Here is a 24,339-nt window from a genome sequence, read left to right on the forward strand (position 1 = left end):
CAGCATCAGGCCGCGATCGGCAGCGGCTCGGCGGCGATTTCTGCCGGGGTCTGCGTTTCATCCGGCTGTGCGGCTTCGGACACGGCCGCGCGGCGCGGATTCGGCATGACCAGCCGCGTGAACAGCACGATCACGCCCAGGCCGAGATAGATGCCGATCATCGCGAGCGGGTTCCAGATCAGACCGGCGCCCAGCGCGGCGCGCAGCCAGTTCGGATTGAAGCCGAGATCCTCGCCCAGGCCTTCGCAGACGCCCAGCAGGGTGTCGTCGCGGGTGAAGAGATTGCCGTCCTCGGTCTGCATTGCATTTTCCTTCGACATTGCGGGCCAGCGCCCGACGGGGGATGCCGAAGCTTCAGCACGGGGCGTGCCAAAAGAGAAAAATCGTTGATTTCCAGCTAGATGATGATTTCGCCATCACGCGGTGCGGCTAATTGCGGGGCAAGAACCGCCAAATGTTGGGATTGCCCGCCGGTTCGGGCGGCGCGGGCTGTCCGCTTCCGGACGGCCCTATCCGCTTCCGGACGGGCGGCGCCTCCCTCCCATGCAAAAGCCCCGGCGCCGGTGAAGGCGTCGGGGCTCCTGAATGCGTCCTCGGGAAACCCGTGGAAGCTTCATGACAGTCGATTTTTACATCGTCTGGTCGAGCATCAACGGGCAAAGCGCGGAAAGGTTCCCGTTCGCGGCCTGCTCGCGCCGGGGCGGGCGGTCGAGTTGTAAATCGGCGCTTCTTTCCCTATATCAAGCTTGCTGACGTCGCCTGCGAGCGAGACCGACGCCTTCGGGCTTCCATTTCCTTTCGAGCTTCACCGGCCCCGCCGCGCCGTTCGCGCGCGGGCAATTTTGCATGCGAAAGGGCCCGACATGGCCATTGGAACCGTCAAATTCTTCAACGAAGGTCGTGGCTACGGCTTCATCACCAACGAGGATGGCGGCAAGGACGCCTTCGTCCACATCTCCGCCGTGGAGCGCGCCGGCATGGCTTCGATCCGCGAAGGGCAGAGGCTCAGCTACGAACTTGAGGCTGGGCGCGACGGCAAGGTCGCCGCGGTCAATCTCGCGGCGGCCGAATAGGGCGTGGCGAAGGAAGAGCTGATGGTCATGGAGGGGTTGATCGACGAGATCTACCCCGACGGCCGCTTCGGCGTGATGCTCGACAACGAGCATCGCATCATCGCCTACACCGCCGGCAAGATGCGGCGTTTCCGCATCAAATCGGTGGTCGGCGACCGCGTCCATGTCGAGATGACGCCCTACGACCTGTCGAAAGGCAGGATCGTCTACCGCGAAAAGACGCCCGGCCAGAGCACAAGCGGGCCGAGACGGCGGACATTCCGCCGCTGACCGCTTTATGATTTTCCACAATGAAACGAATGAAATGATCGAAACGATTACCAAGAAATCCAAGCGACCCAAACTCTATTTGCCATTGGCGCTGTGTGCGCCGAAGCCCGCGGCTTTGCCGTTCCGGCTGCCGGCCGGCGAATTGCGACGTCTGGTCGCGGCGATGGTCGACTAGGATTGCCGAATACCGGCGCCCTCCGCCGCAAGTTTGCCAGGAGCGCGCGACAGATGGATTGAGGCGGATACGCGCCTGAAGCAGCCTTACTGGTCGAGGAACGACCGCATCTTCCGCGACCGCGACGGATGCTTCAGCTTCCTGAGTGCCTTCGCCTCGATCTGACGGATGCGTTCGCGGGTGACGCTGAACTGCTGGCCGACTTCCTCCAGCGTGTGATCGGTGTTCATGCCGATGCCGAAACGCATGCGCAGCACGCGCTCCTCGCGCGGAGTGAGTGACGCCAGCACGCGGGTCACGGTCTCCTTGAGGTTCGCTTGGATCGCCGCGTCCACGGGGATGACGGCGTTCTTGTCCTCGATGAAATCGCCGAGATGGCTGTCCTCCTCGTCGCCGATCGGCGTTTCGAGGGAGATCGGCTCCTTGGCGATCTTCATCACCTTGCGGACCTTCTCCAGCGGCATGGAGAGGCGCTCGGCCAGTTCCTCCGGGGTCGGCTCGCGACCGATCTCGTGCAGGATCTGCCGGCTGGTGCGGACCAGCTTGTTGATCGTCTCGATCATGTGGACCGGGATGCGGATCGTCCTTGCCTGGTCTGCGATGCTGCGGGTGATCGCCTGGCGGATCCACCAGGTCGCATAGGTCGAGAACTTGTAGCCGCGTCGATATTCGAATTTGTCGACCGCTTTCATCAGGCCGATATTGCCCTCCTGGATCAGGTCCAGGAACTGCAGCCCGCGGTTCGTGTATTTCTTGGCGATCGAGATGACGAGGCGCAGGTTCGCCTCGACCATCTCCTTCTTGGCGATGCGCGCCTCGCGCTCGCCCTTCTGGACCTGGTTCACGATGCGGCGGAATTCGCCCAGGCTCATGCCGGTCGCCTGGCTGATCTCGCTGATCTCCGTGCGGATGCGCTCGATCGCGGCGCTCTCATTCTCGCAGAAGGCTGCCCATTTCTTGTCGAGGGAGCAGACGCGCTCCGCCCAGTTCTCGTCCAGCTCGTGCCCCATATAGGCGTCGAGGAACGCCTTGCGCGGCACCTTGTGGCGCTCGGCGAGGCGCAGCATCTGGCCGCCAAGCGTCGTCAGCCGGCGATTGTAGCTGTAGAGCTGGTCGACCAGATATTCGATCTTGGCGCCGTGAAACTGGACGCTCTCCACCTCGGCGGTGAGCTGTTCGGAGAGCTTCTGGTATTTCTTCTCGTCGGAGGCCGGGAAATCCTGACCGGCGTTCATCGCCTCCATCCGGGTGATCTGGAGCCTGGCGAATTTCTTGTAGAGGCCGGTGATCGCCGCGAACTTGTCGAGCGCGGCGGGCTTCAGCGTCTCTTCCATCTGGGCCAGCGAGAGGGTGTTGTCCTCGTCCTCCTCCTCGGTCGGGCGCGGCGTGCGGCGCTCGACGAGGCTCTCCTCTTCGTCCTCGTTTTCGGCCGGGGCCTCCTCCGGCTCCTCTTCCTCCTTGAAGGAGGGGCCGGCGGTCTTCTCGGAAATGTCGCCGCCTTCATCCTCGGCCGCCTCGACCTGCTCGGGCGTCGGGCCCTTGGAGAGCATCGCCTCCAGGTCCAGGATCTCGCGCAGCTGCATCTGGCCTTCGTCGAGCGCGTTCGACCAGGCGATGATCGCGTTGAAGGTGATCGGGCTTTCGCACAGGCCCCAGATCATCGTGTCGCGGCCGGCCTCGATCCGCTTGGCAATGGCGATCTCGCCCTCGCGGCTGAGCAACTCGACGGCGCCCATCTCGCGCAGATACATGCGCACCGGATCGTCGGTGCGATCGACGGTTTCCTTCTTCTTCTCCAGCACGAAGGTCTCGCCCGCGCCGTCGACCTCCTCGACGCCGCTGTCGGCCTCCTGCTGCTGATCCTCCTCGTCCCCCTCGTCGCTCTCGACGATGTTGACGCCCATCTCTGAGAGCGCCGAGGTGATGTCCTCGATCTGATCGGTGGACATGCCGCCGACCACCTCGTTGAGCTCGTCATAGGTGATGACGCCGCGCTTCTTGGCACGGGCGATCAGCTTCTTGATGTCGGCTTCGTTGAGATCGATCAGGGGCGCGTCGCCGCCTTCGGTCTTCTCTTCGGTTTCCGCGGTGTTGGTCTTCGCCATTCGAACGCCTTTTATACCTGTTGGGGGCCTTAGTCCCCATCCCCCTCGATCAGTGTCGCCAGCCGCCTGTCCGCCTCATCCCGCGCCGCGCGCAGCCTTTGCTGCTCCAACAACGCGGCTTCGTCGGTTCTTTCTCCCAACCTTGCCGTCGCCGCCGCCAGCGCCGCCTCGATCTCCGGGCGCTCCGCGAGCGTCTTGATCAACAGCGCCAAGTCCCTGCAAGCGCGATCAGCGGGAGCATCCCGTCGGGTGAAAGAGAAGCGAAGTCTGCGTCCGAGGCGCAACGCCTCGAGCCGAGCCGACACACCCCTGGCCGCCAATATGGTATCAAGGGCCTCCCGATCAAGCGCGGCGTGCGTCATCGCCGCTTCGAGCAGGATCTCGCGCACCGCCGCCGCGTCATCCTCGACCATCGGCAGCTTGAGCAAAGCGTCCGCATGTTCGCCGATCAGCGCCGGGTAAAGGATCAGGCCCTGCAGCACCGCGCGCACCAGTTTCGGGTCCACGCCCGTCCGCGAAACCTGCTTCGCGCCCGCCGAAACCGGGCGGATGGGAACGAAGGGGCCGCGCCGGTCGAAACGCTGCCCGGCGCCGCGTTCCGCCCGGCGCGGGGTCAGCATGTCGAAGCGGGAGAGGAATTCCGCGCGATACTGATCGCGCACGTCCGGATCGCCGATCGCCGAGACATGGTCCATTAGCCGCCGCCGCAGCCCCGCGCGGCGTTCCGGCGTGGTCAGCGGCTCGGCCTCGACCTCGTGCCGCCAGAGGCGATCGACCAGGGGTTCGGGCGCTTGCAGAAGAGTTTCCAGCGCCGCACGACCGCCGGCGCGGATCAGATCGTCCGGGTCCTGGCCCGCGGGCAAGGTAACGAAGGCGAGCGAGCGTTCCGGCCCGAGCTGCGGCAAGGCACGGACCGCCGCCTTGGCCGCCGCGCGCTGCCCCGCTGCATCGCCGTCGAAGCAGAGGATGGGGGCGGGGGAGAGCCGCCAGAGCAGGCCGAGCTGCGCCTCGGTCATCGCCGTGCCGAGCGGGGCGACGGTCTCGCTTATCCCGGCCTGGTCGAGCGCGATCACGTCCATCTGGCCTTCGACGACGATCACCCGCTTCGCCTCCCGGCTGGCCGGCGCGGCCTTGTCGTAGTTGAACAGGGTGCGGCCCTTGTCGAACAGGGGCGTGTCCGGCGAGTTCAGATATTTGGGTTCGCCGGGGCCGAGGATGCGGGCGGAAAAGGCGATCACCCGGCCGCGCGGATCGCGGATCGGGAAGGTGATGCGGCCGCGGAAACGGTCATAGGGCCCGCGGTTGCCGTCGTCGGGCGCGATGAGCAGGCCGGCCTCGACCAGCTTGTCGTTGCCGATCTGCTTGAGCGCGGATTTGAGCCGCCCGCGATTGTCCGGCGCGAAACCGAAGCCGAAGCGGGCCAGCGTCTTGGCGTCGATGCCGCGCTTGCCGAGATAGTCGCGCGCCGCCGCGCCCTCGATCCCGCCCAGTTGTTCGGCGAACCAGGCCTGGGCCGCGTCCATCACGCCATAGAGCCCCGCCGCCCGCTCCGCCTTGGCCTGGGCGCGCGGATCGGGGGCGGGGACGTCCATGCCCGCCGTGGCGGCCAGGTCCTTCACGGCGTCGATGAAGGTGAGGCCGCGCTGGTCGGTCATCCAGGAGATGGCGTCGCCATGCGCCTGACAGCCGAAGCAATGGTAGAAGCCCTTCTCGTCATTGACGTAGAAGCTCGGTGTCTTCTCGTTGTGGAACGGGCAGCAGGCCTTGAACTCGCGGCCCGCCTTGGTGAGCTTGAGCGTGCGGGAGATGAGCGCGGAAAGCTGGGTGCGGGCGCGCAGTTCGTCGAGGAATTGAGGAGAAAGGCTCATGGGGTGAGCCTTTCGAACGAAATGGGGGAGAGGGTCATCTTTCTTCGTCCCACTCCGTGCCAGCGCCCCTCGACTTCGCTCGGGACGAGCGAAGTGGTTGTACTTGCCCCACCCCCAACCCCTCCCGCAAGCGGGAGGGGAGTTCTCTATGACAGCCGCGCCTTCACCGCCGCGCTCGCCTTACTCATGTCGAGCTGGCCGGCGTGGCGTTCCCTCAGCAGGGCCATGACGCGGCCCATGTCCTTGACGCTCGCGGCGCCCGTCTCGGCGACGATCGCGTCGAGGGCGGCGGCCAGTTCGGCCTCGTCCATCTGGCGGGGCAGGAAGCGCTCGATCACCGCGACTTCGGCCGATTCGGCGGCGGCGAGCTCGGCGCGGCCGCCTTTTTCGTACATCTCGATCGATTCGCGGCGCTGCTTGATCATCTTCTGGAGGACTTCCGTGACCAGCACGTCGTCCGCCAGCGGGTTGGCGGAGCCGCGCAATTCGATGTCGCGATTCTTGATCGCGGCCTGGATCAGGCGGATCGTGCCGGTCGATGCCTTGTCGCCGCCCTTCATGGCATCGATTTGGGCCTGCTTGATGTCGTCGCGAATCATTGAATGTCTCGATTGGCGTTTTCGGGAAACCGTTCGTCTAACCGCCTGGCCCGGCTTTTAACAGGATTGACGCGTCGCCCGCGCGGCCTTAGCGGCTGGGTCTTAGCGACATCGCCAACCCACGCTTACGGAGTGCCCGCCGCATGGCCGACGCCATCCCCTCGCCCGCGCCTGAAGGAGCGACGGGCGTATTGGTTCTGGCCGACGGTACGACGATCTGGGGGAGGGGATTCGGCGCCGAGGGCGAGGCGGTGGGGGAGCTGTGCTTCAACACCGCGATGACCGGCTATCAGGAGATCATGACCGATCCCAGCTACGCCGCGCAGATCGTCACCTTCACCTTCCCGCATATCGGCAATGTCGGCGCGAATTACGAGGACGTGGAGGCGGACAATCCCCACGCGCTCGGCTGCGTGGTGCGGCAGGACGTGACCGCGCCGAGCAATTTCCGCAGCCTCCAGACCTTCGTCGAATGGATGCGCGCGAACGGGCGGATCGGGCTGAGCGGCGTGGACACGCGGGCGCTGACCCGGCTGATCCGCACGCAGGGCGCGCCCAATGCGGTGATCGCCCATCGCGCGGACGGGAAGTTCGATCTGGAGGCGCTGAAGGCGAAGGCGCGGGACTGGCCGGGGCTGGAAGGCATGGACCTCGCCAAGGAGGTGACGACCCGGCAGACGCATCGGTGGTCAGGCGGGCTGTGGCGGCTGGGCGAGGGTTATGCCGAGGCGCGGGACGATGAGGGGCGGCCCCATGTCATCGCGATCGATTATGGCGCCAAGCGCAACATCTTCCGCAATCTGGCGGCGGCCGGGGCGCGCGTGACCGTGCTGCCCGCCACGGCCAGCTTCGACGAGGTGATGGCGCACGAACCCGACGGCTTCTTCCTGTCCAACGGACCGGGCGATCCGGCGGCGACGGGGGACTATGCCGTGCCGGTGATCCGCAAGATGCTGGAAACGGGCAAGCCGCTGTTCGGCATCTGCCTGGGGCATCAGCTCCTCGGCCTCGCCGTCGGTGCGCGCACCGCGAAGATGCACCAGGGCCATCGCGGCGCGAACCATCCGGTGAAGCGGATCGAGGACGGCCGGGTCGAGATCACCAGCATGAACCACGGCTTCGCGGTCGAGGCGGAGAGCCTGCCCGACAATGTGCGCCAGACGCATGTGAGCCTGTTCGACGGGAGCAATTGCGGGATCGAGCTTACGGATCGCCCGGCGTTCAGCGTGCAATATCACCCGGAGGCGAGCCCGGGGCCGCAGGACAGCACGTATCTGTTCGGGAAGTTTGTGGGGATGATGAAGCTAGGAGATCATGAGTGATCTGGTTTTTTCTCGCGCTCACCGTCTTCACTCTCGGCTCGATGATAGAGTTTAGGACGAGAGGATACCCACCTCTTCGCCCAATGCCGGGCACGGACGCTGTCTGGAAGGTCATTGGTTCGATATCGGGTGTGTGGCTGATTGTCTTATTTGTGTGGGCGCTGTTTGTGTTTACGTGGTGGACAGTGCCGCTCTTGTTCATCGGTGCGGCGACACTTCAAGGGTTCTTCTATCCTCGTGCAAGCCGAGCTGCTGCTGCGCCGCTTCTTTCTATGATTTTCATGATCGTGGCTGGCGCACTTGCCGCGCTGATCCTCTACAATTTGCAGGCAGTTGCTCACTAATGCCCAAACGCACCGACATCTCCTCCATCCTCGTCATCGGCGCCGGTCCCATTGTGATCGGGCAGGCGGCGGAGTTCGATTATTCGGGCAGCCAGGCGCTGAAGGCGCTTAGGCAAGAGGGCTATCGCGTCATCGTCGTCAATTCGAACCCGGCGACGATCATGACCGACCCCGAGCTGGCCGACGCCACCTATGTCGAGCCGATCACGCCCGAATATGTGGCCAGGATCATCGAGAAGGAGCGGCCCGACGCGGTGCTGCCGACGATGGGCGGGCAGACGGGTCTGAACACGGCCTTGGCGCTGTTCAAGGACGGCACGCTGGCGAAATATGGCGTCAAGATGATCGGGGCCGATGCCGAGGCGATCGAGAAGGCCGAGGACCGGCTGAAATTCCGCGAGGCGATGGACAGGATCGGGCTGGACTCCGCCCGCTCCGCCATCGCGCATACGGTCGAGGAGGCGCTGGCGGGGCTGGAAAAGACCGGGCTTCCCGCCATTATCCGGCCGAGCTTCACTTTGGGCGGGACGGGCGGCGGCGTCGCTTACAATCGCGAGGAGTTCATCGCCATCGTCACCGGCGGGCTGGAGGCTTCGCCGACCAACGAGGTGCTGATCGAGGAATCGCTGCTCGGCTGGAAGGAATATGAGATGGAGGTGGTCCGCGACCGCGCGGACAATGCCATCATCATCTGCTCGATCGAGAATGTGGATCCGATGGGCATCCATACGGGCGATTCCATCACCGTCGCGCCGGCGCTGACGCTGACCGACAAGGAATATCAGATCATGCGCAATGCGAGCATCGCTTGCCTGCGCGAAATCGGTGTCGAAACAGGCGGTTCCAACGTCCAGTTCGCGGTGAATCCGAAGGATGGGCGCCTCGTCGTCATCGAGATGAACCCGCGCGTGTCGCGCTCCTCGGCGCTGGCGTCGAAAGCGACGGGCTTCCCGATCGCCAAGGTCGCGGCGAAGCTGGCGGTGGGCTACACGCTGGACGAGATCGACAACGACATCACCGGCGTCACCCCGGCCTCGTTCGAGCCGACCATCGATTATGTCGTGACCAAGATCCCGCGCTTCACCTTCGAAAAGTTCAAGGAGAGCGAGGCGTTGCTGTCCACGGCGATGAAGTCCGTCGGCGAGGTGATGGCGATCGGCCGCAACATCCACGAGAGCTTGCAGAAGGCGCTGCGCGGGCTGGAGACGGGGCTGATCGGCTTCGACGGCGTGCGCCAGCTGTACGGCGCGCCCAAGGCGGAGATCGAGGCGGCGCTGGCCGTGCCCTCGCCGGACCGGCTGCTGGTCGCCGCCCAGGCGCTGCGCGAGGGGCTGAGCGTGACGGAAGTCCATGCCATCGCCAAATACGATCCCTGGTTCCTGGAGCGTATTCAGGAGATCGTCGAGGCCGAGGAAGGCGTGTGTCGCGACGGGCTGCCGGGCACGGCCGAGGGCCTCAGGCGCCTCAAGCAGATGGGCTTTTCCGACCGGCGGCTGGCCGAGCTCAATCTCAAATCGGCCAATGTCGCGGGCGGGGCGGTGAAGACGCGCACCCGCGGTCACGGCCTGATCCACGATGCGGTGAAGGGCATGATCGGCGCGACCACCGAGGAGGAGGTGCGCCGGCTGCGCCACAAGCTGGGCGTGCGGCCGGTCTTCAAGCGGATCGACACCTGCGCCGCCGAGTTCGAAGCGAAGACGCCTTACATGTATTCGACCTACGAAAGCCCGACCTTCGGCGAGCCGGAATGCGAGGCGATGCCGTCGGACCGGCGCAAGGTCGTGATCCTGGGCGGCGGGCCGAACCGGATCGGGCAGGGGATCGAGTTCGATTATTGCTGCGTCCACGCCGCTTATGCGCTGAAGGAGGCCGGGCTCGAAACCGTGATGATCAATTGCAATCCGGAGACGGTGAGCACCGATTACGACACGTCCGACCGTCTCTATTTCGAGCCGCTGACCGAAGAGGACGTGCTGGAAATCCTGCATGTCGAGCAGTTGCGCGGCGAACTGGCGGGCGTCATCGTTCAGTTCGGCGGGCAGACGCCGCTGAAACTGGCGGCGGCGTTGGAAAAGGCCGGGATTCCGATCCTCGGCACCTCGCCCGACGCGATCGATCTGGCCGAAGACCGGGAGCGCTTCGCGGCCCTGGTCGACCGGCTGGGCCTGAAGCAGCCGCGCAACGGCATCGCGCGCAGCCGCGACGAGGCGCTGAAGGTGGCGGAGCGGATCGGCTATCCGGTGCTGACCCGGCCCTCCTACGTGCTCGGCGGGCGGGCGATGGAGATCGTCGATTCGGCGGAGCAGCTCGACAATTATATCCACACCGCCGTGCAGGTGTCCGGCGACAGCCCGGTGCTGATCGACCAGTATCTGCGCGACGCGATCGAGGTGGATGTGGATGCCCTGTGCGACGGCACGGATGTGACGATCGCCGGCGTGATGCAGCATATCGAGGAGGCCGGGGTCCATTCGGGCGACAGCGCCTGCTCGCTGCCGCCTTACAGCCTGTCCCCGGAGATCGTCGCCGAGATCGAGCGGCAGGCGGCGGAACTGGCCCGGGCGCTGGGCGTGGTCGGGCTGATGAACGGCCAGTTCGCGGTGAAGGATGGGGAAGTGTATCTCATCGAGGTCAATCCGCGCGCCAGCCGCACAGTGCCCTTCGTCGCCAAGGCGGTGGGCGCGCCGGTCGCCAAGATCGCGGCGCGGGTGATGGCGGGCGAGAAGCTGGCCGATCTGCCGCCGATCCGCCGCGACGTGCGCCATATCGCGGTCAAGGAAGCTGTCTTCCCGTTCGCGCGCTTCCCGGGCGTCGATCCGGTGCTCTCGCCGGAAATGAAGTCTACCGGAGAAGTCATGGGAATCGATGGCGATTTCGCTACCGCTTTCCTCAAATCGCAGCAGGGCGGGGGCGTCGAACTGCCGGACGGCGGCACGCTGTTCGTGTCGGTCAAGGACAGCGACAAGCCGGCCATACTGGCGGCGGTGCGCGACCTGATCGGGCTTGGCTTCGACGCGATCGCGACCGGCGGCACCGCCGACTATCTCGATCAGCAGGGCGTCGCGGTCGAGCGGGTCAACAAGGTCGCCCAGGGGCGCCCGCACATCGTCGACCGGATCAAGGACGGCGGGGTCGCGATGATCTTCAACACCACCGAAGGCTGGCAGAGCCACAAGGATTCCGCGTCGATCCGCGCCTCGGCCGTGCAGCAGAAAATTCCCTATTTCACCACCGCGGCGTCGAGCGCGGCGGTGGTGCGCTCCATCGCGGCGCGGCGGGCGCGCGGCCTTGAAGTGCGCGCCTTGCAGGACTATTATTCAGCCTCCGAAGCATGATCCTGAACAAATTGGTTGGGCTTCAGGCGATCCTCCTGCCGAGGGACGCCCAAACGGGGTTTTGACGAAAGGCATTGCGAATGGCGACGGTCGAAAAGCTGCCCATGCTGGCCGAAGGCTATGAGAAGCTGCAGAACGACGTGCGCCACCTGAAAATGGTGGAGCGCCCCGCGATCATCGATGCGATCGAGGAAGCGCGCGCCCATGGCGACCTTTCCGAGAATGCCGAATATCACGCCGCCAAGGAGCGCCAAGGCCAGATCGAGGCGCAGATCGCCGACATCGACGATCGGTTGAGCCGCGCGATGGTGATCGATCCGACCACCCTGTCGGGCGACAAGGTGGTGTTCGGCGCGACCGTTCATCTGCTCGACGAGAACGACAACAAGATCAAATATCAGATCGTCGGCGAGACCGAGGCGGACGCCAAGGTCGGACGGATCAGCTATGCCTCGCCGCTCGGCCGGGCGCTGATCGGCCGCTCCAAGGGCGAGGAGGTGGAATTCTCCGCGCCGTCCGGCGACAAATATTTCGAGATCGCCAAGATCGAATTCAAATAGGGACGGGACGCGGACCCGTCATGCGACCGCCGGAAAGCTGGGCCAAGGCGCCGTTCACCCTGTGGATGTCGCTGGCGGTCTTGGCGGCCTGGTTCGTGGCGTGGATGCTCGCGCTCGACGGCTGGGCGGCCGTATGGGGCGGCTTCATCCCCGCGCGGTTCAGCGGCGCGGTGGCAGAGCCCGGGCTGGCGCTGGCTCCGGCCTGGCTGACGCCGTTCACCGCGACCTTCGTCCACGCCAATATCGTCCATCTCGGCTTCAATCTGCTGGTGCTGGTCTTCTGCGGGCGGCCGACGGAGAGCGTGGTCGGGACAAAGGGGTTCATCCTCCTCTATCTGCTCGGCGCCTATGCGGCCGCCGCGGCGCACTGGCTGATCCAGCCGGACGACATGGTGCCGATGATCGGCGCGAGCGGGGCGATCTCGGCGGTGCTGGGTGCCTATGCGATGCTGTTCGGGCGCAATCGGGTGAAGGTCGCCAGTCCGCGTCTGGCGTTGTGGCTCAACGCCTTGTGGCTGATGGCTGCGTGGGTGGTCTTGCAGATCGTCATCGGCATCAGCTTCGCGAGCGGCGGCATCCACGTCGCCATCGCCGCCCATATCGGCGGATTCCTGGTCGGCCTGCTGCTCGCCTATCCGCTGCTTCTGCTCAAATACCGGAAGGCCTGATCGCGATCAGGCGCTGTCGGGCTCCAGCAACCGGTGCAGGTGGACGACGACATATTTCATCTCGGCATCGTCCACGGTGCGCTGCGCCTTGCCGCGCCAGGCTTCCACGGCGCTGGCATGGTCCGGATAGAGGCCGACCATGTCGATGGTCGATAGATCGAAATCGAGGCCGCGCGGATCCTTGACCCGGCCGCCGAACACGAAATGCAGCTTGCTCATGGCGCGCTCGCCTAGGCGGGAACGGGCCGGGGCGCAAGTCGCGGCGCCGCCGCGCTCAGTCCTTGGTCCCGATCGTTTCGCCGACGGCGCGGACGACCTTGCCGATGCCTTCGTCGGCGCGGGCGCGGCCGGCGTCGATGCCCTTGCGGGCCGCCTCGCGCGCGCCGTCGACCAGCTTGCGGCCCGCATCGCCGAGCAGCTCCCGCTCGCGGCGCGTGCCGGGGACCAATGCGCCGAGCACGGCGCCGATCGCCAGTCCGCCCAGCACTGCGGCGACCGGATAGACGGCGAGCTGGGCGCTGACGTCGCTGGTGCGGTCGCGCGCGGCCTCATAGGCCGAAACGGTGCGCTCCCGCGCGCTGTCCAGCGCTCGGCCGGCGCGGCCGCGCGCCGCGTCCTCCGTCCGCTCGTCCTGCTTTTTCCTCGCCGCCATCGACACGCTCCTTGCTTCCAGCGCTCAACGTTGCGCTTCAGGATTCGTTGCTCTCATCCCGCCTGTCGGAGATAAGGCGCTTCGCCGCTCTTGTAAGAGGGCCGCGCGCCAGGAAGAGCGCCAGCGCGCCGATCCCGGCGGAAACGGCGACCGGCCGTGCCTTCACCGCCTCCACCGCTTCATCGGCGAGATCGGCGCCCTTGGCCTTGACCCCGTCCCACGCCTCGCCGGCAAGGCTGTTCGGATGAAGGCGCGCGCGCGTCGCGGCCAGGGTCGCATCCAGCCGGGCGCGCGCCCTCACCGCATCGCGCCGCGCCTGCTCGATGCCTTCCAAAGTCATGGCGGCGTCTCGCCGCGTTCGATCGCGTCCCGCTCGCCTTCGTCGCGGCCGAGGCCCTTGATCCCGTCCCAGCCATAATGGGCGAGCAGATAGCCGCCGATCGCCAGCGGCAGGCCAACGATGAATGCGGCGAAGAGCGGACCGATCTGCTGGGCGAGGGCGACCATCGCGCCGATCACCACCGCCGTCATCGCCGCGAACAGCAGGAACCAGCCGATCGCCAGCGCCACCAGCGCCCGCCGGGCGCGTGTCGCGCGATAGGCGACGATCGCCTTGGCGACGGCGATCTCCGCCTCCGCATAGGTCCGGCCGTCCTCGACCAACCGGGCGATCAGCTCGCCGATCGTCTCCCCGTCCGGGCCCGGTTGCTCTCCCCCGTCCGTCAACGATCAGGCCCCGTCATTGTCCGCTTCGGGGCGGCCCACCTCGCCGGCCTCCTCGATCCCGGTGCGCAGCACCCGCATCAGCGCGAAGCCGACCACGGCCGCCGCGGCGATCGCGATGACCGGACTCTTGCGGACGATGTCGCGCGTCTCCGCGACGATATCGTCAACGCTCTTGTCGCGGACCTTGCCGGCGAAGGAGGAGACGGCGCCGGCCGCGCGGTGGGCGTAATCGCCATATTCGCCGCCGAGCCGCTCGTCGATCGAGCGGGCGGCATCGTCGATCACCCCGCCCAGCTCCTCGAGCAGGTTGGCGCCCTTGCCCTTGCCGTCATCGGCATAGGCGCGCAGCCGTTCGCCGGCCTGGCCCCGCAGCGTGGAGACCTGATCCTTCACCTGGCGAACCAGCTTGTCGGTCGACTCGCGCGCGTTTTCGCCAGCGGCGCGGTCTGAGCCTTCGGACAGCTCGAGGTCGTGACGGGGCATGATATTTCCTCCACTCGCTTGCACAAAAGCCTGTCCTTCGAGAACACCCGCTTGGGCCTTGCGTTCCGGCGGCGGACAGGAAAGTTGCATGTGTCCCAAGCCAGAGATAATCGGCCGGCACGCTTTTTCCATATCCCATGCGAGGCCGTAACGAAATGACCGCCATCATTCACCTGCACGCCCGCCAGATCCTCGACAGCCGCGGCAACCCGACGGTGGAGGTCGATGCGCTGCTGGAGGACGGCAGCCTGGGCCGCGCGGCGGTGCCGTCGGGCGCCTCGACCGGCGCGCACGAGGCGGTCGAGAAGCGCGACGGCGACAAGAGCCGCTGGCTCGGCAAGGGCGTGAGCGCGGCGGTGGACGCGGTGAACGGCGAGATTGCCGCCGCCCTGACCGGCCTGGAGGCCGAGGACCAGGGCGAGATCGACGCGGCCCTGATCGAGCTGGACGGGACCGAGAACAAGTCGCGGCTCGGCGCCAACGCGATCCTCGGCGTCAGCCTCGCGGCGGCGCGAGCGGCGGCGGACGCGCGCGGCCTGCCGCTCTACCGCTATGTCGGCGGGGTTTCGGCGAACGTGCTGCCGGTGCCGATGATGAACATCCTGAACGGCGGCGCCCATGCCGACAATCCGATCGATTTCCAGGAATTCATGGTGATGCCGGTCGGCGCGGAGAACTTTTCCGAGGCTTTGCGCTGCGGCGCGGAGATCTTCCACACGCTGAAGAAGAAGCTGCACGATGCCGGCCTCTCGACGGCGGTCGGCGACGAGGGCGGCTTCGCGCCCAACCTCGCCTCGGCCCGCGACGCGCTCGACTTCATCATGCGTTCGGTCGAGGAGGCCGGCTACCGGCCCGGCGACGACGTGGTGCTGGCGCTCGATTGCGCCGCGACGGAATTTTTCAGGGACGGCGCCTATCGGATGGACGGCGAGGGGATGACGCTTTCGCCCGTCGAGATGGCCGAATATCTGTCGGCGCTCACCCGCGACTATCCGATCCGGTCGATCGAGGACGGGATGGGCGAGGACGATCTGGCGGGCTGGAAGGCGATCACCGATCTGGTCGGCGACAAGATCCAGCTCGTCGGCGACGATCTGTTCGTCACCAATCCGAAGCGGCTGGCCATGGGCATCGAACAGGGCCTCGCCAATTCGATCCTGATCAAGGTCAACCAGATCGGCACGCTGACCGAGACGCTCGACGCGGTGAACATGGCGCATCGCGCGCGCTACACCGCCGTCATGTCGCACCGTTCGGGCGAGACCGAGGACACGACCATCGCGGACCTCGCCGTCGCAACCAATTGCGGGCAGATCAAGACCGGCAGTCTGGCGCGCTCCGACCGGCTGGCGAAATACAACCAGCTCCTGCGCATCGAGGAGGAACTGGGCGAGGTCGCGCATTATGCGGGACGAGGGGTTTTAGCGGCCGGTTGAGAGCCCGGAATCGGACTGGCGGATTTTTTCGGCTTCGGCCTCAAATCGCTTGATTCGGCGCGATTTTACTGATTCTGTGCCCATACGATGACGTCAAGACGTACCCCCTTGCAACTGATGAAGCGCGCAGCCCTGCCGGCCGTGGGATTGCTCGTCATCGCCAATTTCGTCGGCTATGCATTGGTGGGTGACAACGGTGTGTTGTCGTGGGGCGATTATCGCCGGGCCAAGGCGGAAAAGGCGATCCATCTCGCCGAGCTGCAGGCGGAGCGTGCGCGGCTTCAGCACCGCGCCGAATTGCTCGATCCGCGCAACGCCGATCCCGATCTGGCCGACGAGCTGGTCCGGCGCGAGCTCGGCCTCGTCCGTCCCGACGAGGTGATCATCGACCTGCGCGAGGCGCCGGACGCGCCGCCTCAGGCGCGGCCCGCTTCCCGGCGCTGACACGGCATGATACCCCTCGGAAGGGGGTGTCATGATCCCGATATTGAGCTTGCTGATCGCCGCCGCAGCGCCAGATCCCGCCGTCATCAGGCTGTCGCCGGTGGACGAATGTGCCGCCGATCTCTCTTTCGCCGCGTTCCGCGAGAAGCTGCGCGACGCGATCTCCCGCCGCGATGCCGGCTATCTGCTGGGGGTGACGGCCGACGACGCCACGATCAGCTTCGGCGGCCTTGAGGGCCCCGCCGGACTGGCCGAGCATTGGCGGCTCGACGGGGCCGGCGACAGCGAGCTTTGGGACGTGCTGGAGGCCACATTGGCGCTCGGCTGTGCGGTCGATTCCCGAGGCGTGCGCGTTTCGCCCTCATTCTTTCTCCAGGCCGGGGAAGACGACTGGTTCGAGACGTTCCTCGCGATCACTCCAGATGCGCCGCTGCTTTCCGCGCCGCGGCCCGATGCCGAGGTGATCGCGCGGCTCGACTGGGACGTGTTGACCTGGCTCGGTGAGGATGAAGGCATGTTCCACATGCGGCTGGCGGATGGCCGGACGGGTTATGTCGAGCCCGCTTATGTGCGCAACCTGATCGCTCATCGCGCGGGCTTCGCGCGGCGCGACGGGCACTGGCGGATGGTCTTCTTCGTCGCCGGCGACTGACCGGCCCCGTTGCGCCCCGCCGCGTTTGCGGCCATAGCAGCGCCATCGTCTGAACGAGAGGAAAGGGCCGGACGCCAGTGGCCAGGGCAGCATCGACGGGACGCGCTACAAGCAAGAGCGCGCAAGCCAGCAAGACTCCCGGAGCCGCGCCGCCCACGCCGAACCGCGAGCGCCCGCCCGAGCCCGTCCGCTACAAGGCGGACAAGGACGAGCTGCTCGATTTCTACAAGCAGATGCTGCTCATCCGCCGCTTCGAGGAGCGGGCGGGGCAGCTTTACGGGCTGGGGCTGATCGGCGGCTTCTGCCACCTCTATATCGGCCAGGAAGCGGTCGCCGTCGGCCTGCAATCGGCGCTCGAGGTCGGCAAGGACAGCGTGATCACCGGCTATCGCGATCATGGCCACATGCTCGCCTACGGCATCGACCCGAACGTGATCATGGCCGAGCTGACCGGCCGCGAGGCGGGGATCAGCCGGGGCAAGGGCGGATCGATGCACATGTTCAGCGTCGAGCACCGTTTCTACGGCGGCCACGGCATCGTCGGCGCGCAGGTGAGCCTCGGCACCGGTCTCGCCTTCAAGCACAAATATTCGGGCGACGGCGGCATCGCCATGGCCTATTTCGGCGACGGCGCGGCCAATCAGGGTCAGGTCTATGAAAGCTTCAACATGGCGGAGCTGTGGAAGCTCCCGATCATCTTCGTGATCGAGAACAACCAATACGCCATGGGCACCAGCGTCAACCGCTCGTCGGCCGAGGACCAGCTCTACCGGCGCGGCGAGAGCTTCCGCATTCCCGGCATCCAGGTCGACGGCATGGACGTGCTGGCGGTGCGCGGCGCGGCCGAGACGGCGGTCGCATGGGTGCGCTCAGGCAAGGGGCCGGTGCTGCTGGAGCTCAAGACCTACCGCTATCGCGGCCACTCCATGTCCGATCCCGCCAAGTACCGCTCGCGCGAGGAGGTGCAGGCGGTGCGCGACAAGTCCGACCCGATCGAGGCGGTGAAGCGCGAGCTGGAGAAGGCGGGCGCCAAGGAGGACGAGCTCAAGGCGATCGACACCGAGATCAAGAAGATCGTCGTCGAAGCGGCCGACTTCGCCGAACAGGCGGCGCTGCCCGATCCGTCCGAACTCTATACCGACGTGCTGGTAGGCAGCTACTGATGGCCATCGAACTCAAAATGCCCGCGCTTTCCCCGACCATGGAGGAAGGCACTCTCGCCAAATGGCTGGTGAAGGAGGGCGACACCGTTTCCTCCGGCGATATCCTGGCGGAGATCGAGACCGACAAGGCGACGATGGAGTTCGAGGCGGTCGATGAGGGGACGATCGCGAAGATCGTGATCGCCGAGGGCACGGACGGCGTGAAGGTGGGCGAGGTGATCGCGCTGATCGCCGGGGAAGGCGAGGATGCTTCCGCCGCCGAAACGTCCGCGCCGAAGGAGGAGGCGAAGGTCGAAGCGCCCGCGCCGGAATCCGACAAGCCGCAGGCCGCCGAGAGCGGCACCGCGCAGCTCGTGAAGCCGGCGCGGATCGAGGTGGCCGATCCGGACCTTCCCGAAGGCACCGAGATGGTGAAGACCACGGTCCGCGAGGCTTTGCGCGATGCGATGGCCGAAGAGATGCGGGCCGACGATCGCGTCTTCGTGATGGGCGAGGAGGTCGCCGAATATCAGGGCGCCTACAAGGTGACGCAGGGATTGCTGGAGGAGTTCGGCGACCGGCGCGTCATCGACACGCCGATCACCGAATATGGCTTCGCCGGGGTCGGCTCCGGCGCGGCGATGGCGGGGCTGAAGCCGATCATCGAGTTCATGACCTTCAACTTCGCCATGCAGGCGATCGACCATGTCATCAATTCGGCGGCCAAGACCAATTACATGTCGGGCGGCCAGATGCGCTGCCCGATCGTGTTCCGCGGCCCCAATGGCGCGGCGAGCCGGGTGGCGGCGCAGCACAGCCAGAATTACGGGCCGTGGTATGCCGCCGTGCCGGGCCTGATCGTAATCGCCCCCTACAGCGCGGCGGACGCCAAGGGGCTGCTGAAGGCCGCGATCCGGTCCGAGGATCCGGTCGTGTTCCTGGAGAACGAGCTGCTCTACGGCCACAGCTTCGACGTGCCCAAGCTCGACGATTATGTCCTGCCGATCGGCAAGGCGCGGGTGGCGCGCGAGGGGAAGGACGTAACGCTCGTCTCCTATTCGATCGGCGTCGGTGTCGCGCTGGAAGCGGCCGAGACGCTGGCCGGCGAGGGGATCGACGCCGAGGTGATCGACCTGCGCACGCTGCGCCCGCTCGATACCGAGACGATGCTGAAGAGCCTCGCCAAGACCAACCGGATGGTGGTGGTCGAGGAAGGCTGGCCGGTCTGCTCGATCGCGTCGGAGATCATGGCGGTGGCGATGGAGGACGGGTTCGACGATCTCGACGCTCCGGTGCTGCGTGTCACCAACGAGGATGTGCCGCTGCCTTATGCCGCGAACCTGGAGAAGCTGGCCCTGATCAAGGCGGCGGATGTGGTCGCGGCGGCGAAGAAGGTCAGTTACAGGTAGTTCTCGTCTCCGCGCGAACCCAAAGAAAAGGTGGACCCCGGCCTGCGCCGGGGTGACGATGAGAGCATGGCGGAGCCCGATCCCGAACGCGTGCTGGCGCTGACTTATGTGCCGGCGGCGCGGCGGCCCGCGCTTGAGGCGTTGTGGCGGCTCGATGCGGCGTTCGCATCGGTGCTGGCGACGGGGCGCGAGCCGATGGTGACGCGCATCCGTCTCGCCTGGTGGCGCGAGGCGCTGGAGCGGCTCGATGGCGCGCCGCCGCCGGCCGAGCCTTTGCTGGAGGCGCTGGCCGCCCATGTCCTGTCGGCCGGAGTGACGGGTGCCGAGCTTTCGGCGATGGCGGACGGCTGGGATGCGATCGTCGGCGCGGAGGCGCCGGACCGCGAAGCGCTCGACCTGTATGCCACCGCGCGCGGGGCCACGCTTTTTGGGTTGTCGGCCCGCCTGCTCGGTGTCGAAGCGGAGGTCGGCCCGGCCGGCCAGGTCTGGGCGCTGATCGATCTGGCACGGCACAGCGCGCGTTTCGAAGAGGCGATGGCGGCGATGACGGCGGCGCGGGCAAGATATGCCCAGGTGCGCTGGCCTGCCGCCCTGCGCCCGCTCGGGATGCTGGCGGTTCTCGCGGCGCGTGACTTGCGCGATGATGTGCCCGGCAAACAGGGTGGGCCATCACGACTATTGAGAATGATATGGCATCGGTTGTCGGGAAGATGATTTCTTCCGCTTTTTCTTGATCGTGACTTTGACTCCTGTGCGAATTGACTTATCTGTTTCGTATAGGGGAGAATCATGCTGCGATTCTTATGCGGAGCCAGCGCGGCTTTGTTGCTGGTGTTGGCTGGCTTCTTTGCCTGGAAGGGCATGGCGCGGAGAGAGGTCAGCCCGCTCCCGCCGCCGCCGGCTGCCGTGGAGACACCGGGCGACGAGACCGCGCCGCCGCCCCCGCCCGCCGCCGATGCGCGCACCAAGGAACAGCGCCGCTTCGATCGCGCCGACCGCGACAAGGACGGGCGGATCACGCTGAACGAATTGTACGAGCCGCGCCGCAAGGCTTTCGCCCGGCTCGACACGAACGGCGACGGGCGGCTGTCGTTCGAGGAATGGGCGGTGCGCACCCGCGAGAAATTCCAGGGCGCGGACGCCAATCGCGACGGCGCCCTGAACCGCACCGAATATGCGACCACCGCGCCGCGCGCCCGCCCCCCGGCGAGGCAGAAGGGCTGTGCCTGCTAGGCTGAAGCGAGCCAGTCGGTCAGATCCGCGCGTGCTCGGTCCGTATAGCGTTTCTTGCGTTCGGCCTTCTTCGATCGGCCTTCGACCGGAGGGAACAGGCCGAAATTGACGTTCATCGGCTGGTAGTTTTCCGCCTCGGCGCCGCCGGTGATGTGGCCGAGCAGGGCGCCCAATGCCGTGGTCGGCGGGGGCGGGACGAGTGCCTTGCCGGCCAGCTCGGCCGCAGCGAAGCGGCCGGCGAGGAGGCCGATCGCGGCGCTTTCGACATAGCCTTCGCAGCCCGTGATCTGGCCGGCGAAGCGGATATGGGGCGCGGATTTGAGCCGCAGCGTCCCGTCCAGCAGCTTCGGCGACTGGATGAAGGTGTTGCGGTGGAGGCCGCCGAGCCGGGCGAACTCGGCCTGTTCGAGACCGGGGATGGTACGGAACAGGCGGACCTGCTCGGCATGCTTCAACTTGGTCTGGAAGCCGACCATGTTCCACAAAGTGCCCAGCGCATTGTCCTGACGGAGCTGGACGACCGCATTGGGCCAGCGTCCGGTGCGCGGATCGTCGAGACCGACCGGTTTCATGGGGCCGTAGCGCAAGGTGTCCACCCCACGCTCGGCCATCACCTCGATCGGCATGCAGCCCTCGAAATAGGGCGTGTCCTTTTCCCAATCCTTGAATTCGGTCTTCTCGCCGTCGATCAGGCCCTGGTGGAAAGCGAGATATTGCTCCCTGGTCATCGGGCAGTTGATGTAGTCGGCCTCGCCCTTGTCCCAGCGGCTGGCCTTCCAGCAGATGTCCATGTCGATCGTGTCGTGGTGGACGATGGGGGCGATGGCGTCGAAGAAGGCGAGGGCGTCGGCGCCGGTCGCGCCGCCGATCGATTCGGCGAGCTTCGCGGCGGTGAGCGGGCCGGTGGCGACGATGGCGAGGCCGGCGGCGGGAAGGGCGTCCACCCGCTCGCGGACGATCTCGACATTGGGATGGGCGGCGAGCTTCGCCGTCACCGCTTCGGAGAAGCCGTCCCGGTCCACCGCCAGCGCCGAGCCCGCCGGCACCTTGTGCTCGTCCGCTGTCGCCATGATGATCGAGCCCAAGGCGCGCATCTCGGCATGGAGCAGGCCGACCGCATTGCTCTCGGCATCGTCGGAGCGGAAGCTGTTGGAGCAGACCAGCTCGGCGAGGCCGTCGGTGTGGTGGGCCGGCGTCGTGTCGCCGCTGCCGCGCATTTCGGAAAGGCGGACCTTCACGCCGGCCTCGGCGAGCTGCCATGCGGCTTCGGACCCGGCGAGTCCGCCGCCGATGATATGAACCTGGTGAGACATGAGTGCCTTCCAACCACAATCGTCATTCCCGCGAAAGCGGGAATCCAGCTAAGCTTCTTCGCGAACGGCGCTGAGAAGGCGGAGAACAAAAGCTGGTTTCCCGCGTTCGCGGGAATGACGGAAGAGGTATGGAGTCATGCTCGATCATGTCGGTTTCGCGGTCGCGGACGCGGAGCGGTCGCGCGCCTTCTACGAAAAGGCCCTGGCGCCGCTCGGCGTCGCGCTGGTCATGACCGTCCCGGCGGAGGAGAATGGCAGCGGCGGCACCGCGCATGGCTTCGGCACGCCGGGCGACCCCTTCTTCTGGATCGGCGACAATGAGAAAGTGGGCGAGGGAACGCATGTCGCCTTCCGGGCGGAGACGCGCGAGGCGGTGGACGCCTTTCACGAGGCGGCCCTGGCGGCGGGCGGGCGCGACCATGGCGCGCCGGGGCTTCGCCCGCATTACGGTCCGGATTATTATGCCGCCTTCGTGCTCGACCCGGACGGGTTGAATATCGAGGCGGTCTGCCACAGGAGCATCGAGGATGACCGCGCGGCGCATCTACACCATCGGCTATGAGGGCAGTACGCAGGACGAGGTGATCGCGGCGCTGAGGGCAGCTGGCGTGGAGCGGGTGATCGACGTGCGGGCGGTGCCGCTGTCGCGCAAGCCGGGCTTCTCGAAGAATGTGCTGGCGGCGGGGCTGAAGGAGGCCGGGATCGACTATGTGCTACTGAAGGCGCTCGGCACGCCGCCGGAGGGCCGGGAGGCGGCGCGCAAGCACCGGTTCGAGGAGATGGCGCGGGTCTATGCCGCGCAGCTCGAAACGCCCGAGGCCGGGGAAGCGGCGGCACGGATGGCCGCGCTTGCCGAGGAAAAGCCCTCGGCCCTGATCTGCTTCGAGCGCGATCCGGCGCACTGCCACCGGACCCTGCTGCGCGAGGCGGTGATGCCGGGGGCGGAGGCGGTGGATATTTATCCCTGACCGTCCCATCGGAATTGCGATCGGCAGATCAGCGCACAGATCGCCGAGGTTAGAATCAAGGCGACGGCGAACGGCGCGCCTTCGTCGAAACCTGCTGTCAGTGCGGCGATGCCGGCACCGCTCAGGCCCCCAACGATCGCCCAAGCCATCGTATCGCGGGCGGTCTCGCTGAATTCGCCGGCTGCGCTCATCAAGTGGGCGCCGATCAGAATGGGAAAGAATGCCAGCACGACGCCGCCGAGCAAGGACAGGAACAGCACAGGAATGGCGACCAAGGCGAATCCCAGTGAGAAGGGTACGATCGCCGGAACGGAGGCGACATAATTCGAAAGAATCGCGATTCCAACGAACAGGGGGCCGGCGGGCACCGAGGCGATGATCGCGGCGGCCAAAGGCGATCCGACAGTTTTCATCTCATTCTCCCCGCGCAATCGTGGGGCACGGGCGCCGCGAGGGCGCCCGTGTCCGAAGGTTCACATGGCGGCCGCGCCGACGCTGTCGCGGTCGATCAGCCAGTCGTTCACCTTGCGGCCGAAGCGGGCGATGGCGGACATGTTGAAGAAGTGCATGCCGCCCAGCACGAGCACCGCGAGGCCGACCTTCGAGCTGAGGAAACGGATCGCTTCAGGCCAGGTGGTCGGCTCGTTGCCGATGCTGAGCGTCAGGGTGATGAAACCGATATTGACGAGGTAGAAACCGACCACGAGCAGGTGGTTGGTCGATTTCGCCAGCACCTCGTTGTGGCCGAAGCATTGGACCAGAAACACCTCGCCATTGCGCGACAGGGTGCGGGCGACCCAGATCGTGATGCCGATCGCAATGATCAGATAAAGCGCGTAGGAAATCTCGACCATCATTCATTCCTTTCTGTCCGTAATTTCTGAAAAAACAGAAACTTTCAGGCGTGAGTCAGGGCGGTCGGCGTGTCATCGGTTCAGTCCTTGGATCGGGCGACTTTGCCGGGGGAAACGAAGCGGGCGACTTTGCCGCCGAGCTTCATCAGCAGGACCAGGGTCGGCTTGGGAAGACCGCGCACCTGCTCGTACCAATTGCCGAGGGTGGAGATGAATTCGTGCATCCGGACGATCCGCTCGCGCACATGCGGCGGCGCGCTTTCATCCTGTTTCAGCCGCTCGGCGAGTTCGGCGAGGAGGGCGATCGTGGGATCGACTTCGCGCCGTTTGCGCTCCGCGACGATCCGCATCAGCATGTCCCACAGATCGCTCTCCGCGACGAAATGGTCGCGCCGGTCGCCCTCGACATGGACCCGCCGGACGATGCCGTAGCCCTGCAATTCCTTCAGGCCGGTGGAGACGTTCGAACGCGCGAGCTTTAGCTGGTCGACGATCTCGTCGGCGGGCAGCGGAGTATTGGAGAGATAGAGGAAGGCGTGGATCTGCGACACCGACCGGTTGACGCCCCATTGCGTGCCCATTTCTCCCCAATGGAGAATGAAGGCCTTGGCATCGGGGTGGTCGAGCAGCGACATATCCGTCCTTTCTGTATTTTCAGAAATAACGGATAATCATGAGTAGAGTCAAGCGGCGTCCGCCAAGCGCCGC

General features: G+C 66.1%; 30 protein-coding genes. 17 read left to right on the forward strand and 13 right to left on the reverse strand.

Annotated features, from left to right (window positions below; genetic code table 11):
- Window positions 1–5: 5 nt before the first annotated feature.
- A complete protein-coding gene (locus KF780_08635; protein MBX3561866.1) occupies window positions 6–302 on the reverse strand; it encodes a PspC domain-containing protein in 297 nt (98 codons plus the stop codon).
- A 561-nt stretch (window positions 303–863) separates the two neighbouring features.
- On the opposite strand from KF780_08635, the gene KF780_08640 reads away from it, so the two are divergent.
- The 3 genes from KF780_08640 to KF780_08650 are packed head-to-tail and all read left to right on the forward strand — an operon-like array spanning window position 864 to window position 1,518.
- Complete coding sequence (locus KF780_08640) at window positions 864–1,073, forward strand: cold-shock protein (protein ID MBX3561867.1); 210 nt, start codon at window positions 864–866, stop codon at window positions 1,071–1,073.
- A gap of 3 nt (window positions 1,074–1,076) precedes the next feature.
- Complete coding sequence (gene infA / locus KF780_08645) at window positions 1,077–1,343, forward strand: translation initiation factor IF-1 (GenBank protein ID MBX3561868.1); 267 nt, start codon at window positions 1,077–1,079, stop codon at window positions 1,341–1,343.
- Between the two features lie 34 nt (window positions 1,344–1,377).
- Window positions 1,378–1,518, forward strand: a complete 141-nt coding sequence (locus KF780_08650; GenBank protein MBX3561869.1) for a hypothetical protein — start codon at window positions 1,378–1,380, stop codon at window positions 1,516–1,518.
- An 86-nt stretch (window positions 1,519–1,604) separates the two neighbouring features.
- On the opposite strand, the gene rpoD is transcribed toward KF780_08650, so the two are convergent.
- From rpoD to KF780_08665, 3 genes are all read right to left on the reverse strand, one after another.
- A complete protein-coding gene (gene rpoD / locus KF780_08655; GenBank protein MBX3561870.1) occupies window positions 1,605–3,623 on the reverse strand; it encodes an RNA polymerase sigma factor RpoD in 2,019 nt (672 codons plus the stop codon).
- A gap of 29 nt (window positions 3,624–3,652) precedes the next feature.
- Complete coding sequence (dnaG, locus tag KF780_08660; GenBank protein ID MBX3561871.1) at window positions 3,653–5,491, reverse strand: DNA primase; 1,839 nt, start codon at window positions 5,489–5,491, stop codon at window positions 3,653–3,655.
- Window positions 5,492–5,637: 146 nt separating this feature from the next.
- The gene (locus tag KF780_08665; GenBank protein ID MBX3561872.1) at window positions 5,638–6,090 is read right to left on the reverse strand and encodes a GatB/YqeY domain-containing protein; all 453 of its coding nucleotides are present in this window, start codon (window positions 6,088–6,090) and stop codon (window positions 5,638–5,640) included.
- A gap of 143 nt (window positions 6,091–6,233) precedes the next feature.
- Between KF780_08665 and carA the strand changes: the two genes are divergently transcribed.
- The 5 genes from carA to KF780_08690 all read left to right on the forward strand — a co-directional run bounded on the left by carA (window position 6,234) and on the right by KF780_08690 (window position 12,319).
- Entirely contained in the window at window positions 6,234–7,412 is a 1,179-nt protein-coding gene (gene carA, locus KF780_08670; GenBank protein ID MBX3561873.1) for a glutamine-hydrolyzing carbamoyl-phosphate synthase small subunit, read from the forward strand.
- Window positions 7,409–7,756, forward strand: a complete 348-nt coding sequence (locus tag KF780_08675) for a hypothetical protein (protein MBX3561874.1) — start codon at window positions 7,409–7,411, stop codon at window positions 7,754–7,756. The genes carA and KF780_08675 overlap by 4 nt, the downstream gene beginning before the upstream one ends.
- Window positions 7,756–11,091, forward strand: coding sequence for a carbamoyl-phosphate synthase large subunit (gene carB / locus KF780_08680; GenBank protein ID MBX3561875.1), 3,336 nt, complete (start codon window positions 7,756–7,758; stop codon window positions 11,089–11,091). The genes KF780_08675 and carB overlap by 1 nt, the downstream gene beginning before the upstream one ends.
- Before the next feature lie 80 nt (window positions 11,092–11,171).
- Window positions 11,172–11,651: a transcription elongation factor GreA gene (gene greA, locus KF780_08685; GenBank protein ID MBX3561876.1), complete on the forward strand. Its 480-nt coding sequence runs from the start codon at window positions 11,172–11,174 to the stop codon at window positions 11,649–11,651.
- 65 nt (window positions 11,652–11,716) lie between these two features.
- Window positions 11,717–12,319 carry a rhomboid family intramembrane serine protease gene (locus KF780_08690; GenBank protein ID MBX3561877.1) on the forward strand — a complete coding sequence of 201 codons (603 nt, stop codon included), beginning with the start codon at window positions 11,717–11,719 and terminating at the stop codon, window positions 12,317–12,319.
- Between the two features lie 6 nt (window positions 12,320–12,325).
- Here the strand turns inward: KF780_08690 and KF780_08695 are convergent, their stop codons facing one another.
- From KF780_08695 to KF780_08715, 5 genes are read right to left on the reverse strand one after another with little or no spacing between them, the layout of a single operon-like run.
- A complete protein-coding gene (locus tag KF780_08695; GenBank protein MBX3561878.1) occupies window positions 12,326–12,538 on the reverse strand; it encodes a DUF4170 domain-containing protein in 213 nt (70 codons plus the stop codon).
- A 55-nt stretch (window positions 12,539–12,593) separates the two neighbouring features.
- Complete coding sequence (locus tag KF780_08700) at window positions 12,594–12,971, reverse strand: hypothetical protein (GenBank protein MBX3561879.1); 378 nt, start codon at window positions 12,969–12,971, stop codon at window positions 12,594–12,596.
- A 37-nt stretch (window positions 12,972–13,008) separates the two neighbouring features.
- Entirely contained in the window at window positions 13,009–13,311 is a 303-nt protein-coding gene (locus KF780_08705) for a DUF3618 domain-containing protein (GenBank protein MBX3561880.1), read from the reverse strand.
- A complete protein-coding gene (locus KF780_08710; protein ID MBX3561881.1) occupies window positions 13,308–13,697 on the reverse strand; it encodes a phage holin family protein in 390 nt (129 codons plus the stop codon). Before KF780_08710 ends, KF780_08705 begins: the two co-directional genes overlap by 4 nt.
- A gap of 3 nt (window positions 13,698–13,700) precedes the next feature.
- Entirely contained in the window at window positions 13,701–14,180 is a 480-nt protein-coding gene (locus KF780_08715; GenBank protein ID MBX3561882.1) for a hypothetical protein, read from the reverse strand.
- A gap of 155 nt (window positions 14,181–14,335) precedes the next feature.
- Between KF780_08715 and eno the strand changes: the two genes are divergently transcribed.
- The 7 genes from eno (at window position 14,336) to KF780_08750 (ending at window position 20,496) form a co-directional block, all read left to right on the forward strand.
- The gene (eno, locus tag KF780_08720; GenBank protein MBX3561883.1) at window positions 14,336–15,616 is read left to right on the forward strand and encodes a phosphopyruvate hydratase; all 1,281 of its coding nucleotides are present in this window, start codon (window positions 14,336–14,338) and stop codon (window positions 15,614–15,616) included.
- 87 nt (window positions 15,617–15,703) lie between these two features.
- On the forward strand, window positions 15,704–16,060 hold the full coding sequence (locus KF780_08725; GenBank protein ID MBX3561884.1) for a septum formation initiator family protein: 357 nt from the start codon (window positions 15,704–15,706) through the stop codon (window positions 16,058–16,060).
- Window positions 16,061–16,091: 31 nt separating this feature from the next.
- Complete coding sequence (locus tag KF780_08730; protein MBX3561885.1) at window positions 16,092–16,712, forward strand: SH3 domain-containing protein; 621 nt, start codon at window positions 16,092–16,094, stop codon at window positions 16,710–16,712.
- Window positions 16,713–16,789: 77 nt separating this feature from the next.
- Complete coding sequence (gene pdhA / locus KF780_08735) at window positions 16,790–17,875, forward strand: pyruvate dehydrogenase (acetyl-transferring) E1 component subunit alpha (protein ID MBX3561886.1); 1,086 nt, start codon at window positions 16,790–16,792, stop codon at window positions 17,873–17,875.
- Window positions 17,875–19,263 (forward strand): pyruvate dehydrogenase complex E1 component subunit beta, encoded by a 1,389-nt coding sequence (locus KF780_08740; protein MBX3561887.1) that lies wholly within the window; start codon window positions 17,875–17,877, stop codon window positions 19,261–19,263. Before pdhA ends, KF780_08740 begins: the two co-directional genes overlap by 1 nt.
- A gap of 66 nt (window positions 19,264–19,329) precedes the next feature.
- On the forward strand, window positions 19,330–19,977 hold the full coding sequence (locus tag KF780_08745; GenBank protein MBX3561888.1) for a squalene/phytoene synthase family protein: 648 nt from the start codon (window positions 19,330–19,332) through the stop codon (window positions 19,975–19,977).
- A gap of 75 nt (window positions 19,978–20,052) precedes the next feature.
- A complete protein-coding gene (locus KF780_08750; GenBank protein ID MBX3561889.1) occupies window positions 20,053–20,496 on the forward strand; it encodes a histidine kinase in 444 nt (147 codons plus the stop codon).
- On the opposite strand, the gene trmFO is transcribed toward KF780_08750, so the two are convergent.
- The gene (gene trmFO / locus KF780_08755; GenBank protein MBX3561890.1) at window positions 20,493–21,809 is read right to left on the reverse strand and encodes a methylenetetrahydrofolate--tRNA-(uracil(54)-C(5))-methyltransferase (FADH(2)-oxidizing) TrmFO; all 1,317 of its coding nucleotides are present in this window, start codon (window positions 21,807–21,809) and stop codon (window positions 20,493–20,495) included. The genes KF780_08750 and trmFO overlap by 4 nt on opposite strands.
- A gap of 136 nt (window positions 21,810–21,945) precedes the next feature.
- On the opposite strand from trmFO, the gene KF780_08760 reads away from it, so the two are divergent.
- Both KF780_08760 and KF780_08765 read left to right on the forward strand, forming a co-directional pair.
- A complete protein-coding gene (locus KF780_08760; GenBank protein ID MBX3561891.1) occupies window positions 21,946–22,371 on the forward strand; it encodes a VOC family protein in 426 nt (141 codons plus the stop codon).
- On the forward strand, window positions 22,337–22,777 hold the full coding sequence (locus tag KF780_08765; protein MBX3561892.1) for a DUF488 domain-containing protein: 441 nt from the start codon (window positions 22,337–22,339) through the stop codon (window positions 22,775–22,777). The genes KF780_08760 and KF780_08765 overlap by 35 nt, the downstream gene beginning before the upstream one ends.
- Here the strand turns inward: KF780_08765 and KF780_08770 are convergent.
- The 3 genes from KF780_08770 to KF780_08780 form a co-directional block, all read right to left on the reverse strand.
- On the reverse strand, window positions 22,768–23,169 hold the full coding sequence (locus tag KF780_08770; GenBank protein ID MBX3561893.1) for a hypothetical protein: 402 nt from the start codon (window positions 23,167–23,169) through the stop codon (window positions 22,768–22,770). The two genes, KF780_08765 and KF780_08770, sit on opposite strands and share 10 nt — an antisense overlap.
- A gap of 81 nt (window positions 23,170–23,250) precedes the next feature.
- Entirely contained in the window at window positions 23,251–23,631 is a 381-nt protein-coding gene (locus KF780_08775; GenBank protein MBX3561894.1) for a hypothetical protein, read from the reverse strand.
- A gap of 80 nt (window positions 23,632–23,711) precedes the next feature.
- The gene (locus KF780_08780) at window positions 23,712–24,266 is read right to left on the reverse strand and encodes an ArsR family transcriptional regulator (protein ID MBX3561895.1); all 555 of its coding nucleotides are present in this window, start codon (window positions 24,264–24,266) and stop codon (window positions 23,712–23,714) included.
- Between the last annotated feature and the right edge of the window lie 73 nt (window positions 24,267–24,339).

Source organism: Sphingomonas sp. (assembly GCA_019635535.1).
Classification (GTDB): Bacteria; Pseudomonadota; Alphaproteobacteria; order Sphingomonadales; family Sphingomonadaceae; genus Allosphingosinicella.